Genomic DNA, 13543 nt, shown 5'->3' with positions numbered 1-13543 from the left:
ATTTGACTCTTTTTCATTTACTTTTTAACTTACCGCAAAAAATTATACACTTAGTTTAAATAAAAATTGCTAAAGTATGTTTTATAAAATTGCTATTTTGGTAAATCCGTAAAGTATATTTTATAAAATAATGATTTTTACAAAAAATATAAAATATACTTTATAAAAATCGAAAAATCGACATTTTGTAAAATACATTTTATAATTTTACTGAAATAGCAGAAATATATTTTATAAAGGACAAAAAATGATAATTAAAAGACCACTTTACATGAATTTCCTTGAAAAATTCAAAGATAATGAGCAAATTAAGGTTATTACAGGAATTCGAAGATCTGGAAAAACCTTCATTATGAAAATGTTCATCGATAAATTGAAAACCGATGATCAAATTAGTCCAGAAAATATTTTGCAAATCAATTTTGAATCATTTGCATTTAGAAAAATCAATGATGCTGATGACTTATATGAGTATGTAGTCAAGCATGTTGGTAAATCAGGAAAGCAGTATTTGTTTTTCGACGAAATTCAAAATGTGAAAAATTGGCAAGAGGCAGTTAATGCCTTTAGGGTGGATCTAGATTGTGATATCTATATTACAGGTTCTAATAGTTCACTGCTTTCAGGAGATCTTGCCACTCTTTTAGCAGGGCGTTATGTTGAAATGCATGTTTTTCCATTGTCATTTTCTGAATATTATAATTATCACCAAGGTACACCGGAGACTGCTTACCAAATGTTCCTTCAGTATATTAGTGATGGTGGCTTTCCAATGATTTCACTTACAGAAGATGAAGATGTAAAGAATTCGATTAAAGAGGGAATTATCGATTCTGTAATTCTTAATGATGTTCTTTTACGCTCGAAATTGCGTGATGAAACATCACTACTTAAGATTGTGGGCTATTTGATGAGTGAAGTAGGTAATAGTATTTCTGCAGCTAAAATTGTGTCCACAATGAAATCGAATCATTTGAATATTTCTTCACCTACATTAAGCAACTATCTTTCATTATTGCAGAGAGCCTTTGTTTTTTATCGAGCTCAACAATATGATTTGCGTGGACGAAAACTATTGCGCTCAAATGATAAATTCTACGTTGTTGATACAGGGCTAAGGAATACTTTCATCAATAAGTCGTCGCAAGATAATCTTGGACATCAATTAGAAAACGTTGTGTATATTGAATTGCTGCGCAGAGGTTATAAGGTGGAAATTGGGCGTTATGATGATAAAGAAATTGATTTTATTGCGCGCAAGGGTAGTGAGGTGGTGTATTATCAAGTAACAATGAGTTTGCCAGCTGGTAGTACTCGTGAAACTGATAACTTGCGCTTCATCCCCGATGGCTATAAAAAAGAAGTTTTGACTTTAAACTTAATGGATCAAGGAATAGTTGATGGAGTGAGAGTTAAGTACGTAATTGATTGGCTTTTAAATAAGTAAAAAAATAAAAAGACCTAGCGTCTGTCTACCCTCCAGACACTAGGTCTATATTATTCTATCAAAAAAAGAAAATAAAACTATACTATTATTTAATACTTAACAAAAAAGTGAACAAATAATAATCTTTGAAACTTTTTTCTTATTTATCGCCATCGAAGATGTTGTCTTTGACAATTACATAGTCAACTAACTTAATTGCGTTGAGATCTTTGCCACCTGCATAAGAAATTGAAGATTGTAAGTCTTCCTTCATCTCTTCTAGAGTATCTTTGATTGAACCGCGGTAAGGTACAAGCATTTGTTTACCTTCGACGTTGCGGTAGGCGCCTTTTTGAACTTCGGAAGCAGAACCCCAATATTGCTTATAAGTTTTACCATCGATCTTTATAATATTACCAGGAGATTCTTTGTGACCGGCAAGCATTGAGCCAATCATCACCATGGTTGCGCCGAAACGAACGGACTTGGCAATGTCACCGTTATGACGAATGCCACCGTCGGCGATAAGCGGTTTAGAAGCAACTTTGGAACACATTCTAAGTGCAGCTAATTGCCAGCCGCCAGTACCAAAGCCGGTCTTGAGCTTAGTGATGCAAGCTCTACCTGGTCCTATACCAACTTTAGTAGCGTCAGCACCTTCGTTTTCAAGTTCACGAACAGCTTCTGGAGTTGCAACGTTACCAGCGGTTAAGAATGAATCTGGCAATTTTTCCTTAATATAATGGATCATGTCAATAACATAAACTGAATGCCCATGAGCAACGTCGATAGTGATGTATTCAGGCTTAACATCTTCTTCAACTAATTGATCGATGAACTTGTACTCGCTGTCTTTAATTCCAACAGAAATTGAAGCAAAGAGGCCTTTTTCATGCATCATCTTGATAAAAGCAATACGCTTTTCAGGTTCGAAGCGATGCATTACGTAATAGTAATCATTTTCAGCAAGCCAAACAGCTAGATCGTCATCGATGACACTTTCCATGTTAGCTGGGACTACTGGTATCTTGAATGTTCGGTTTCCAAACTTAACGCTGGTGTCCGCATCGCGGCGGCTTTTGATAATACCTTTATTAGGTACCAATTGAATATCATCGTAATCAAAAGCTTCCATACTGAAGTAATTACTCATAAAAATGCTCCTTTGGCTAGTAGTTTTATCAAACGCAATTACTATAATTTAAAGATTTGACATTGTCAAGATAAAAATCGAACTATGAAGAAAAATAAAATTAGGATAATTCGGATTTTGCATTGACTATTAAATTTTGAATTGCTAGAATACCAAAGGTAACATTGATAGAGAGATTTTATGAGGTGAATAGAAAAATGACAGCAGTTGCAGTCGTAGGTAGCCAATGGGGCGATGAAGGAAAAGGTAAAATTACTGACTTCTTAAGTAAAGAAGCCACTATGGCAGTTCGTTCAAATGGTGGTAACAACGCTGGCCATACTATCGAAATCGATGGTAAGGAATTCAAGATGCGCTTGATTCCATCCGGTATTTTTGCTGCTTCTAAAGGTGCAGTTATCGGTAACGGTGTTGTTATTAACCCAGAAGTTATGTTTGGCGAACTTGATAATTTGGAAAAGAACGGTATTGATACTAGCAAGTTGCGTATTTCTAACCGTGCTCACATCATCATGCCTTACGATATTAAACAAGATGAATACCAAGAAGAATCAAAAGGTGCTAACAAGATTGGTACTACTAAGAATGGTATCGGACCAACTTACATGGACAAGGCTTCAAGAATCGGTATTCGTGTGTGCGATCTTTTAGAAAAGGACACTTTTGAAGAAAAGTTACGTGCTAACTTAAAAGAAAAGAACGAATTATTCACCAAAGTTTACGGTAAGCCTGCACTTAAGTTTGAAGATATCTTTGACAAGTACTATGAATATGGTCAAAAGATGAAGAAGTACGTTACTGATACTTCAGTTCTTGTGAATGACGCTTTAGACAATGGCGAAAAGGTATTGTTCGAAGGTGCTCAAGGTACCATGCTTGATATTGACGAAGGTACTTACCCATACGTAACTTCTTCAAACACTATTTCAGGTGGTATTGCTTCAGGTATCGGTATGGGTGCTAACCGTTTGAACACTGTAATTGGTGTCTGCAAGGCTTACACTACGCGTGTTGGTGAAGGCCCATTCCCAACTGAATTGAAGGATGAAGTTGGTGACAGAATTCGTGACACTGCTCATGAATATGGTACTGTTACTGGTCGTCCACGTCGTGTGGGTTGGTTCGACTCAGTTGCTCTTCGCCACGCTAAGCGTGTATCAGGCATCAATGCATTAAGCTTGAACTTACTTGATGTCTTCTCAGGCTTTGACAAGATTAAGATTGCTACTGCTTACGAACTTGATGGTAAAGAAATCGACTACTACCCAGCAAGTTTGAAGGAACTTTACAGATGTAAGCCTGTATACGAAGAACTTCCTGCATGGGATGAAGATATTACCCAAGTTAAGAACTACGAAGATCTTCCAGAAAATGCTAAGAAGTTCTTGAAGGAAGTTGAAAGAGTTACTGGCGTTGAATTGGTAACTGTTTCTGTTGGTCCTGATCGTGAACAAACTATCGTGTTGAAGAACCCTTGGGAATTATAATTTGAATATTAATTAAAAAGGTGAACATAATTTCAACCCCGCATAGGGATGGATTATGTTCACCTTTTTTCTAATTATCTGGCCAAAATAGGTCATCAAGTGTCTTATCAAGTGCCTTACAAATATTGACACACAAATTTATTGTAGGATTATAATTTCCTTTTTCGATTGCTGAAATTGTCTGCCGCGAGACACCAACTAAATCGGCTAATTCCTGCTGGGACAGATCCTTTCCAGCACGTGCTGCTTTCATTTTTAAATTTTTCATTTTTCTGCCTTATTTGTTTTTTTATCATTACGAAGCTGAAGGAGATCTGTGAAACCTGGAATAACTAATGACAAGCCTAGTAATACAGGTACTACGAAATTTTGCCAATTGTTTGAATTTCCTACAATTCCAATAATAGCGAAGATTAGCTCTATAATACCCAAGGTTAGCGTAATGATGGTTGCAGGTTTGTTTTTCTTTTCATTGAAGCCATGGGAAACTCCTTTTGCAACTGTGTAAATAGAGAAAATAATTAAGCCTGTAAGTAGTGGAACCATTAATAAAAATACCGGCTTAATTTTTAAATTAAGATAATCTGTTAAGAAAAATAAAACTAAATCGATAATCGCAATAGTGCCAAACGCATACTTGAAGCCTTGATTACGGATGATAGTTTGACGTTCGTCATATTTTACCTTTGAAGGTTGTCCTTTGAGCATCAAAAAGATAATTAACAAGAATATGACGATAAAGATAATAGTTAATGAACTCATTTGAGATTCCTTCTTTCTTATTTGAGTAAATTGTAAATCATATTTTATTTAATGTAAACTATATTTGATAAAATAAATAATAAAGATTGCTAAATGTCGTGTGATGCTTAGCTGGAAATGTCTTTAGTTGAAATAAATTCATCATTTATAAAAAATTTTCTCGTTTTTTGCGTATATATTAATGAGGATAAAATTCTCAAGACGTGCTTTTATACGTATCTTAATATATACTGGAGGTAAAAATGGAGTCGAAAAAATTGATAAAAATGCTAAGAAAGGATGGATGGGAGCTTGTAAGAATTACCGGAGATCATCATCACTACAGATATCCATATAAAAAAGGTATTGTTACAGTCCCGCATCCAAGAAAGGATATACCAAAGGGAACCTTAAGTAGCATTTATAGACAAGCAGGTTGGAAATAAGAGGAGCGCACTATGGTTTTATATTTCGCAAAATTTCATCAAAACAAAGATCATCAATATGAAGTATCATTTCCAGATTTAGACCCATACGCTGCAACCTATGGTGATAACTTAAATGAAGCTATGAAAAATGCTCATGAAGCTCTAACTGGTTATTTACTAACGGCAGAAGATGGCAATGACCAAGTCTCATCTCCCGCTAGTGACCCATCAAATTGGGTAATTGGCTCAAAGGACTTTCTAGTGCCAGTTGAAGTTAATCTTAAATTGGAACGTGAAAAAGAAAGCAATAAATTAGTTAAAAAGACGCTAACTATCCCAGAATACTTAAATATTAGAGGTAAGGAAGCTGGAATTAACTTTTCTGCATTGTTAGCTGACGCTTTAAAGGAAAAGCTGAATTTGCAAAATTGATAAATAAATTGAATTTTAAAAACAGATTTAGATTAAATTAGATTTGTTCAAAATGGTTTGGCAAACGAGCAAAATCAATTATAATTGTCCTAATTAATAACAGAGAGCAATTGGGGCAGGTATTATGAACAAAGCACTTTCTCTAATCATTAGACTAGTCGTATTACTATTTGGATTATCGCTAGCAGGCTTCATGATTTGGCAATTAGTCACTGGTACCAGAATGTTGGATTTTAATGTGCAAACCAAAGGTCCGCTAATTGTCGTAGTCTTCGGCATTTTATTGCTGTTAACAATTGGGGCAGCGGTGAGCTTCTTTGCAAACCAGCACCTTTCATCAACCGTGTTCTTAAGTGGATTGCTTGCAGTAATGGCATTCATTTTATGGATTCGCCATCCAGAGCAAGCCGACATTTACCGTTTATATTTCATTTACGGCTTAGTTGTTAGTGTGTTGAGTCCACTATGTTTAAATAAAAATCATAAGTAAACACTATCTATAAAAAATATAGAATATAGAATAGTGTTTTTTTCTTGCTCTTGATGAAGTATAATATTTCTATCATTTATTATTCATTTGGGAGGCGAGAAGAATGGATGAATATCGTCATAACAAGTCATTTTTTCGTGAAAGAAAAATAGGTAGAATTTGCTTATACATTGAATTATTTTATGTTACTTTGCTGGCATATTCTTTAATGTTTGCCTTTTCATTATTTGCTCACTTGATTTTAGGACAATTCATTATTATTGTTCTATACTTTGCATCTGGTTGGTGCTATGGTTTGTATTTGAAAGCAACAGGAAAATTACCAGAAGGTGGACCTGAAAAGAGAAGCTTCAAAGAAAAAAATATGGATTTTTGGTCACGATTTGATCGTAAGTTTTTCTACAACAGCCTTGAATTAGTTACTGTTTTATTGGGGATTTACGTCTTTTCTTGGAGCTTTGCCTATATTTATGTCGAATTCTTTGGAAGCGTAAAGTCACTTGATCCGGTTCAATCTTTGATTGGATATTTGAATTTTGCATTAATCGTTGTTGTCTTTTTCAACGTTGCTGGACTATTAATGGGCAGACGATACCTCGTTAGAAAGTGTGCGATAGCTGAAATTGCCGTAGCAGTAGTATTACTTTGGATCTATCCACTTCACTGGATAACCCTACTTTTAGCAATTTTAACTGCAGTAAGTTTACTATTCTTATTTGCTAAAAATAAAATCTAAAATAGCCCCCGTCAATGCTAACAAGAAGCATTTGAGGGGGCTTTTTCCTATGTTATGATAGATAAGTTGGAATCAAATAGGAAAAAGGAAGTTAATAGATATGGCAACACAAAAACAGCGGCGTTTATGGGCATTTTTAGCGGGATTGGCCTGCGTTATGTGGGGGATTTCTGGATTATTTGCCAAGGCCTTGTTTAACATTAGTTCAGGAATCACACCAATGTGGTTATCCCAGATCAGAATGGTAACTTCTGGCATTGTTTTGTTAATCACGTCGTGCATTCTTAAACAAAAGCCACTTGCAACAATGAAGAACAAGCATGATGCGTGGGTGATTTTTTCTTACGGAATCTTCGGTTTATTGCCGGTTCAACTTTTCTACTTTATTGTTGTCCAAAAAGCTAACGCCTCAATTGCGACAATCTTGCAATTCATAGGGCCATTTTTTGTGATGGCATATCTAGCAATCACACATAAGCAGGTAATGCGGTCAATTGATATTATCGCGGCAATTTGTGCCTTCATCGGGGTAGTTTTACTAGCTACGCATGGTAATTTTGGGCATCTAACGATTACACCGGAAGTTTTATTCTGGGGTCTTTTATCAGCAGTTGGTGTTGCAACTAATACTTTAATTCCGATCAACGTTTTAAAAAGGGTTTCAAGTTTAGTTGTAACTGGTTGGGGCTTGCTTTTTTCAGGGCTTTGCTTAATGCTAGTTCATCCGCAGATGCCACATATTCCCAACAAGCCAGAAGTATGGCTCTACACCTTAGCTGTGATTGTAATCGGAACAATAATTCCGTTCCAATTAATGACCAATTCACTGCGCTTCATCAAGCCATCTACTGCCAGCTTGCTTGATGCTTTTGAACCATTTTCAGCAACGATGGGTTCAGTGCTAGTCTTTGGTTTAATTATGCAGCCAATGGATTGGGTAGGATCAGTTTTAGTCGTTGTTTCCGCAATGGCACTTAACATTTCTCCAAAGAAGAAAAAGGTAAATAAAACTCATGAATAAAGAAAAACAACGTAAATTATGGACTTTACTTGCTGCTATTGCGGCAACAATGTGGGGCGTTTCAGGAATTTGCGCTAAGGAATTGTTCAATATTAGCCCTGAAATCACACCGATTTGGTTAACCCAGATTAGACTGATTATTTCAGGAATTATTCTGTTAATTGCGGCGGGTGTTTTGAAGCGGCATCCGATTAAAGCTTTGAAAAATAAACGTGATGCTGGAGTAATGCTAGCTTATGGCTTATTCGGATTATTACCAGTGCAATTGTTTTATTTTTTGTGTATTCAAGAAGCTAATGCCTCAATTGCAACGATCTTACAATTTATTGGACCATTTTTTGTAATGGGATATTTAGCGATAACTAAGCAACAAGTCTTAAGAAGATTAGATGTTTTTGCGGCAATTATGGCATTTTTAGGAGTGTTTTTATTATCAACGCATGGTCGCTTGGACCAGTTAGCTATCACGCTTTCAGCATTAATCTGGGGCTTGTTATCAGCTGTAGGTGAAGCAAGTTATACATTAATTCCGGTTAAAATTGTGAAGCGAGTTTCAAGCATGGTTGTAACTGGTTGGGGGATGATCATGGCTGGAGTTGCGATGATCATTATTCATCCGCAAATGCCGCATATTCCAAATAAGCCGGAAGTATGGCTATGGACAGCAGCAGTTATTGTAATTGGAACAATAATTCCGTTCCAATTAATGGCAAACGCTTTAAGATATGTGAAACCAGCAACAGTAAGTCTACTTGATGCTTTTGAACCATTATCGGCAACGATTGGATCAGTACTATGTTTTGGATTAGTAATGATGCCAATGGATTGGGTCGGAACAGGTTTAGTTATCGTAGCTGTTTTAGCGCTGAATATTGTTCCGAAAAAGATAAACATAAAGTTCATGAATAAATAAGAGCAAAAAAATACCGAACCGGGGATGTAAGCCGGTTCGGTATTACTTAATAACACTGATACAAGTATACTACATAATTGCGTAATAAAAAAGAGATTAATCCAGATAATTTGAAAAAATTTGCTAGATAAGCGTATTTTTTTAATTTTCAACTGATTCAACTTGATTAGTTCGCGCATCATGGCGTTCAATAATCATTTTTACAATTGCATTAGCAACATTTGTATTCTTAAGAAGTGGTCCGTGTGAGTACGATCCGATGAAGTTGCGGTAGCGTAAACCTTCGACACCATCTTGTGGATTATTGCCGTAGCCTTCGATCATTTCACCAAATGGGTGGAGTTTGTTGGTGTCATCGAAGTAAGTTTGGCCAGAGTGATTTTCAAAAGCTTGAACTTCACCCCATTCAGTGCGGTAGCGGGTATCACCGATCATTCGCTTGTCTGCTTTAAAGACTGTGTGTAGTGGCAAGATATCTAGACCCTTGATTGTAACGCCCGAGTTAGTCTTGTAGTATGTACCCATTAATTGATAGCCGCCGCAGATGCAGAGCATTGGTTGACCAGAGTTGATGTATTTGTCCAAGGTTTCTTTATGACGAGGTAAGTCTTTGGCAACGACAGTTTGTTCAAAGTCTTGTCCACCACCAAAGAAGACAAAATCATAGTCGAAAGCGTCGAACTCATCACCAAGCGAGATGTTATCAACTTGGGTGTCATAGCCTTCACGCTTGAGTAAGTAGCTAATGATTTTAACATCACCGGAGTCGCCATAAGTGTTCATCAAATCTTCGTAAAGATATGCGATTTTAATTAAGTTGTTTGCCATAATGATCATCCTCGTATTAATTGAATTCAATGTGTTTAGTATAGCTTAAAAGTACATTGAGTGGCAAAGATATTATGTTGTTAGAAGAATAACGAAAAATAATGATTCCAACTTACTTCAAGTGGAATCATTATTTCTTATTTGGTATTTTATTTACCAGCCCAATGATTAATTGGACCATACTTTGATCCTACCTCAATTGGATGAGAAATTGCTTCGTATGTAAAATCTTTCGCAATTTTCACACTATCAATCAGCGGTGTACCCTTAGCAAGTTCAGCTGCAATAACTGCAGATAAGGTATCACCAGTGCCGTTTACGCGGTCAGTTTCAAAATATGGCTTACTAAAGGTATGAAATTCGCCATCTTCAGTAAGCAACAGATCAGTAACTTCTTCTTGATTTCCGTCATGCTTGCCCTTCATCAAGACATTCTTAGCGCCCATTTCTTGCAGCATTTTGGCACCTTTTTTAACCTCATCAAGATTGTCTAATTCAAGGCCGGTCAACTTCTTTTGCTCATAGAAGTTTGGCGTAATAATGTCGGCAAGCGGAACTAAACGAGTAATGAAAGTATTGTAAGAATCGTCATCCATCAAGGTGTTACCGTGTTTGGTAGAAATTACGGGATCGATCACGATTTTACCGAAGTCATATTTTTCCAAATTGTCGGCAACGATATTCATTACCTTGGAGTCGGCAACCATACCTGTCTTAGCTGCACTAATTGTAAAGTCAGCAGCAAGTACTTCAAACTGCTTTTGAATGAAATCTTCAGGCATTACTTCAGCTGCGTAAATTCCGGTTGTATTACCGGCAACGGCTGCAGTCATTAGTCCCATACCATAGACGCCGCGAGCAAAGAATGAATGCAAATCAGCTGGCATTCCAGCACTACCATCACTGTCATTACCAGCGATAGTTACAGCAATTTTTGGTGTTTGATCTTTCATAATTATTGGCCTTTCTATTGTTTTTATTAAATTATACAACTTAATTATCCAAGTGCTAGAATATGTGCTCTAAAAACAGTAAACTAAGAATAAAAACGCTTTTATTGAAAAGAGATCGCTAATGAAAGAAAAATATGTTTTATCAATTGATGAAGGAACCACATCAACAAGAGCCATTATTTTTGACCATAATGGTAAAGAAGTAGCTTCGGCGCAAAAAGAAATCACGCAATACTTCCCTGAACCAGGTTGGGTAGAACATGATGCTGTTGAAATTTGGATGGCCGTTCAAACTACGATCGCTAACGCCTTTATCCAATCAGGTATCTGGCCGGGACAAATTGCGGCAATTGGAATTACCAACCAGCGTGAAACGACAGTTATTTGGGACAAGGACACTGGTAAGCCGATCTATCACGCAGTTGTGTGGCAATCACGGCAAACAACTGAATTAGCTGAGAAGCTCAAGCAAGAAGGTTATGCTGAAGAAATAAGAGAAAAAACTGGCTTGATTATCGATCCATACTTCAGTGCAACCAAGATTCGCTGGATTTTGGATCATGTACCAGGTGCTCAAGAAAAAGCAGAACAAGGAAAGCTCTTGTTTGGGACGATTGATACCTGGCTTTTGTGGAAATTAACAGATGGCAAGGTACACGTAACTGACTACACTAACGCGTCAAGGACCATGCTCTTTAATATCCATGACTTGAAGTGGGATGACGATATCTTGAAGTTACTCAATATCCCAAAGAAAATATTGCCAGAAGTTAAATCTAATTCGGAAATTTATGGCTACACGACTGACTACACCTTCTTTGGCGGGAAAGTACCAATTGCAGGGATGGCAGGTGACCAGCAAGCTGCATTGTTTGGTCAATTAGCCTTGAAGCCGGGGATGGTAAAGAATACTTACGGAACCGGTTCTTTCATTGTGATGAACACTGGTGAAACACCAACTAAGTCTAATAACAACCTGCTTACAACAGTTGCTTATGGAATTAATGGCAAAGTTAACTATGCCTTGGAAGGGTCAGTCTTTGTGTCAGGTTCAGCGATTCAATGGCTGCGTGATTCAATGAAGATGATTAGAACTGCTCCAGAATCAGAAGATGCGGCGCTTAAGTCAACTTCAGAAAATGAAGTGTATGTTGTACCTGCTTTTACTGGTCTTGGTGCACCATATTGGGATTCAGAAGCGCGCGGCTCAATTTTTGGACTTACACGTGGAACAACGAACTATGATTTGATTAAGGCAACCTTGCAATCACTTGCTTACCAAACTAGGGATGTAGTTGATACGATGCAGAAAGATTCAGGCATTGAGATTCCAATCTTGCGTGTGGACGGTGGAGCTTCCAACAATAACTATTTAATGCAATTTCAAGCTGACATTTTAGGTACTGAAATTCAAAGAGCTAAAGTGCTTGAGACGACTGGTATGGGCGTTAGTTTTTTGGCTGGTCTTGCAGTTGGCTTTTGGAAAGATGTGGATGAATTAAAAGATATTTTCAGAATTGGGCAGGCCTTTGAACCTAAGATGGGCGATATGGAACGCGAGAAATTGTATTCTGGTTGGCAGAGAGCGATTAAGGCAACGCGAGTTTTTGCACACGGGGAATAGAATGAGATAGGTTATATTATGAAAGACTTTTGGAAAGGCATGATATTTAGCATTATTGTAGTATATGCGCTAATTATTTTTTATTGTGTCCGAGATCAAGATATTAAATGGTTAATATATGGAACAGCAATTGTTATAGTTGGTACTTCTGTGCAATATTTCTGGGAAAAGTGGAAAAGAAAACGGAAAAACAATAAATAATTAAAATAGGTTTTTAAAAAATGATGGTAATCTGAATGTATCAGTAAAAAGAAAGGAAATAAATGAAACTAGGCATAGCTTGATTTGCCTCCATACTTTTATTTTTGAGGAGAAAACAATGAGAAAAATAGTATTATCAGCATTAATTTCAGTATCTTTACTATCTAGCGCAGCATTATCGACGAGTGTTGTTAATGCGGAAATGGTTGATAAACCTCAGGATAATAATAAGCAATTAAATGCTATTGATTATACAGATTCTAAGTTACAAACTGTATCTTCAGATGATGAAGAATATATTGGTATGCAGGAATTACCACTGAAGAAAAATGCAGTAGCTAGAGCTGAAAATAGAGGATTAGCTTTATTTGCCAGAACATATACAAATACTCAAATTTTATCAAGAAAGGATGTTAGAGAACTTTACCACAATCTTAATATGGTAAATAATGCTTGGACGTGGGGAGGTGCTTTGGCAGGTTTTAAACATACTATTATTGGTATGATAATGACTGCTTCTGGGAATCAGAATCCCGCTTATAGAGAAGCAATTACTAAAGCATATTATCAAAATAAAAGAGTGAAAATTGTTATGAAATCAGGTTCGTCTATGTCATTAAATAAGGTTTATTATTATGTAATCAAGTAATATTGCATAATAATTCGCGGATGGCTTACATATGTTTGATTGATGTGTTTGGTTACCTGGTTAGTAGCTACTTATTCTATTTTCATTTTTGGGGTTGATTAATTTCTTAATAAAGAAGGAGTTAGTGTTAAGCTATGAAAGATTATTGGAAAAGTTTGACTGTTAGAGTTTCATGGGTGATTGTATTATTGTTATTTAGCTACTTCACCTATGGAATGCATAATAAAGAAATGCTGATTATAGGCTTTGTAATCATCATAGTTTTCATTCCAATTGATTACTTCTGGGAAAAATGGAAAAGAGCACGGAAAAACGAGAAATAATTAACATAAAGAACAAAAAGATCTGACAAACTATCAGATCTTTTGTTATAAATATAAAAATAAATTTTAAAGATAAGAAAATTTATTTTCGCAAATTGCAATAATAAGTTGGACACTTTATGCAGCTTGATAGATGTT

Annotated in this window: 15 protein-coding genes; 10 read left to right on the top strand and 5 right to left on the bottom strand. The window is 36.2% G+C overall.

The genetic code is table 11. The features are described from left to right. Positions 1 to 247 precede the first annotated feature (247 nt). The gene (locus FC46_RS08740) at positions 248 to 1447 is read left to right on the top strand and encodes an ATP-binding protein (protein WP_057799864.1); all 1200 of its coding nucleotides are present in this window, start codon (positions 248 to 250) and stop codon (positions 1445 to 1447) included. A gap of 139 nt (positions 1448 to 1586) precedes the next feature. Here FC46_RS08740 and FC46_RS08735 read toward each other — a convergent pair whose 3' ends face one another. After that, positions 1587 to 2579: a GMP reductase gene (locus tag FC46_RS08735; protein ID WP_057799862.1), complete on the bottom strand. Its 993-nt coding sequence runs from the start codon at positions 2577 to 2579 to the stop codon at positions 1587 to 1589. A gap of 197 nt (positions 2580 to 2776) precedes the next feature. On the opposite strand from FC46_RS08735, the gene FC46_RS08730 reads away from it, so the two are divergent. Beyond that, entirely contained in the window at positions 2777 to 4066 is a 1290-nt protein-coding gene (locus tag FC46_RS08730; protein WP_057799860.1) for an adenylosuccinate synthase, read from the top strand. A gap of 70 nt (positions 4067 to 4136) precedes the next feature. Here the strand turns inward: FC46_RS08730 and FC46_RS08725 are convergent, their stop codons facing one another. Both FC46_RS08725 and FC46_RS08720 read right to left on the bottom strand, forming a co-directional pair. Beyond that, positions 4137 to 4334 carry a helix-turn-helix transcriptional regulator gene (locus FC46_RS08725; protein WP_057799858.1) on the bottom strand — a complete coding sequence of 66 codons (198 nt, stop codon included), beginning with the start codon at positions 4332 to 4334 and terminating at the stop codon, positions 4137 to 4139. Then, positions 4331 to 4828 carry a hypothetical protein gene (locus tag FC46_RS08720; protein WP_057799855.1) on the bottom strand — a complete coding sequence of 166 codons (498 nt, stop codon included), beginning with the start codon at positions 4826 to 4828 and terminating at the stop codon, positions 4331 to 4333. The genes FC46_RS08725 and FC46_RS08720 overlap by 4 nt, the downstream gene beginning before the upstream one ends. Before the next feature lie 242 nt (positions 4829 to 5070). Here FC46_RS08720 and FC46_RS08715 point away from each other — a divergent pair, with 242 nt between their 5' ends. From FC46_RS08715 to FC46_RS08690, 6 genes are all read left to right on the top strand, one after another. Beyond that, positions 5071 to 5253, top strand: coding sequence for a type II toxin-antitoxin system HicA family toxin (locus FC46_RS08715; protein ID WP_057799853.1), 183 nt, complete (start codon positions 5071 to 5073; stop codon positions 5251 to 5253). Between the two features lie 12 nt (positions 5254 to 5265). After that, positions 5266 to 5667, top strand: a complete 402-nt coding sequence (locus FC46_RS08710; protein WP_057799850.1) for a type II toxin-antitoxin system HicB family antitoxin — start codon at positions 5266 to 5268, stop codon at positions 5665 to 5667. Between the two features lie 124 nt (positions 5668 to 5791). Continuing rightward, positions 5792 to 6157 (top strand): hypothetical protein, encoded by a 366-nt coding sequence (locus FC46_RS08705; RefSeq protein WP_057799847.1) that lies wholly within the window; start codon positions 5792 to 5794, stop codon positions 6155 to 6157. A gap of 103 nt (positions 6158 to 6260) precedes the next feature. Then, positions 6261 to 6893, top strand: a complete 633-nt coding sequence (locus tag FC46_RS08700) for a hypothetical protein (RefSeq protein ID WP_057799845.1) — start codon at positions 6261 to 6263, stop codon at positions 6891 to 6893. A gap of 100 nt (positions 6894 to 6993) precedes the next feature. Then, positions 6994 to 7914 (top strand): DMT family transporter, encoded by a 921-nt coding sequence (locus FC46_RS08695; protein WP_057799843.1) that lies wholly within the window; start codon positions 6994 to 6996, stop codon positions 7912 to 7914. Beyond that, the gene (locus FC46_RS08690) at positions 7907 to 8827 is read left to right on the top strand and encodes an EamA family transporter (protein WP_057799841.1); all 921 of its coding nucleotides are present in this window, start codon (positions 7907 to 7909) and stop codon (positions 8825 to 8827) included. Before FC46_RS08695 ends, FC46_RS08690 begins: the two co-directional genes overlap by 8 nt. 141 nt (positions 8828 to 8968) lie before the next feature. Here the strand turns inward: FC46_RS08690 and FC46_RS08685 are convergent, their stop codons facing one another. Both FC46_RS08685 and thiD read right to left on the bottom strand, forming a co-directional pair. Beyond that, entirely contained in the window at positions 8969 to 9655 is a 687-nt protein-coding gene (locus tag FC46_RS08685) for a type 1 glutamine amidotransferase (protein ID WP_057799838.1), read from the bottom strand. 149 nt (positions 9656 to 9804) lie between these two features. Then, entirely contained in the window at positions 9805 to 10608 is an 804-nt protein-coding gene (gene thiD / locus FC46_RS08680; protein WP_057799836.1) for a bifunctional hydroxymethylpyrimidine kinase/phosphomethylpyrimidine kinase, read from the bottom strand. 121 nt (positions 10609 to 10729) lie between these two features. On the opposite strand from thiD, the gene glpK reads away from it, so the two are divergent. Together glpK and FC46_RS08665 are read left to right on the top strand one after the other, a co-directional pair. Continuing rightward, a complete protein-coding gene (gene glpK, locus FC46_RS08675; RefSeq protein WP_057799834.1) occupies positions 10730 to 12232 on the top strand; it encodes a glycerol kinase GlpK in 1503 nt (500 codons plus the stop codon). A 319-nt stretch (positions 12233 to 12551) separates the two neighbouring features. Beyond that, positions 12552 to 13082, top strand: a complete 531-nt coding sequence (locus FC46_RS08665; RefSeq protein WP_057799825.1) for a hypothetical protein — start codon at positions 12552 to 12554, stop codon at positions 13080 to 13082. The last annotated feature ends 461 nt before the right edge of the window (positions 13083 to 13543 follow it).

The sequence above is a fragment of the Lactobacillus kalixensis DSM 16043 genome (genome assembly GCF_001434335.1).
Lineage (GTDB): Bacteria > Bacillota > Bacilli > Lactobacillales > Lactobacillaceae > Lactobacillus > Lactobacillus kalixensis.
The sequence above is the reverse complement of the archived record's forward strand: the minus strand, read 5'-3'. Positions and strand labels throughout refer to the sequence as shown.

What these genes read in the sequence shown, in the direction of transcription:
- FC46_RS08740 (WP_057799864.1), top strand. Translation starts at nt 248, where the DNA reads ATGATAATTAAAAGACCACTTTACATGAATTTCCTTGAAAAATTCAAA.
- FC46_RS08715 (WP_057799853.1), top strand. Translation starts at nt 5,071, where the DNA reads ATGGAGTCGAAAAAATTGATAAAAATGCTAAGAAAGGATGGATGGGAG.
- FC46_RS08695 (WP_057799843.1), top strand. Translation starts at nt 6,994, where the DNA reads ATGGCAACACAAAAACAGCGGCGTTTATGGGCATTTTTAGCGGGATTG.
- FC46_RS08685 (WP_057799838.1), bottom strand. Translation starts at nt 9,655, where the DNA reads ATGGCAAACAACTTAATTAAAATCGCATATCTTTACGAAGATTTGATG.
- FC46_RS08725 (WP_057799858.1), bottom strand. Translation starts at nt 4,334, where the DNA reads ATGAAAAATTTAAAAATGAAAGCAGCACGTGCTGGAAAGGATCTGTCC.
- thiD (WP_057799836.1), bottom strand. Translation starts at nt 10,608, where the DNA reads ATGAAAGATCAAACACCAAAAATTGCTGTAACTATCGCTGGTAATGAC.
- FC46_RS08720 (WP_057799855.1), bottom strand. Translation starts at nt 4,828, where the DNA reads ATGAGTTCATTAACTATTATCTTTATCGTCATATTCTTGTTAATTATC.
- FC46_RS08665 (WP_057799825.1), top strand. Translation starts at nt 12,552, where the DNA reads ATGAGAAAAATAGTATTATCAGCATTAATTTCAGTATCTTTACTATCT.
- FC46_RS08700 (WP_057799845.1), top strand. Translation starts at nt 6,261, where the DNA reads ATGGATGAATATCGTCATAACAAGTCATTTTTTCGTGAAAGAAAAATA.
- FC46_RS08730 (WP_057799860.1), top strand. Translation starts at nt 2,777, where the DNA reads ATGACAGCAGTTGCAGTCGTAGGTAGCCAATGGGGCGATGAAGGAAAA.
- FC46_RS08705 (WP_057799847.1), top strand. Translation starts at nt 5,792, where the DNA reads ATGAACAAAGCACTTTCTCTAATCATTAGACTAGTCGTATTACTATTT.
- FC46_RS08735 (WP_057799862.1), bottom strand. Translation starts at nt 2,579, where the DNA reads ATGAGTAATTACTTCAGTATGGAAGCTTTTGATTACGATGATATTCAA.
- FC46_RS08710 (WP_057799850.1), top strand. Translation starts at nt 5,266, where the DNA reads ATGGTTTTATATTTCGCAAAATTTCATCAAAACAAAGATCATCAATAT.
- FC46_RS08690 (WP_057799841.1), top strand. Translation starts at nt 7,907, where the DNA reads ATGAATAAAGAAAAACAACGTAAATTATGGACTTTACTTGCTGCTATT.
- glpK (WP_057799834.1), top strand. Translation starts at nt 10,730, where the DNA reads ATGAAAGAAAAATATGTTTTATCAATTGATGAAGGAACCACATCAACA.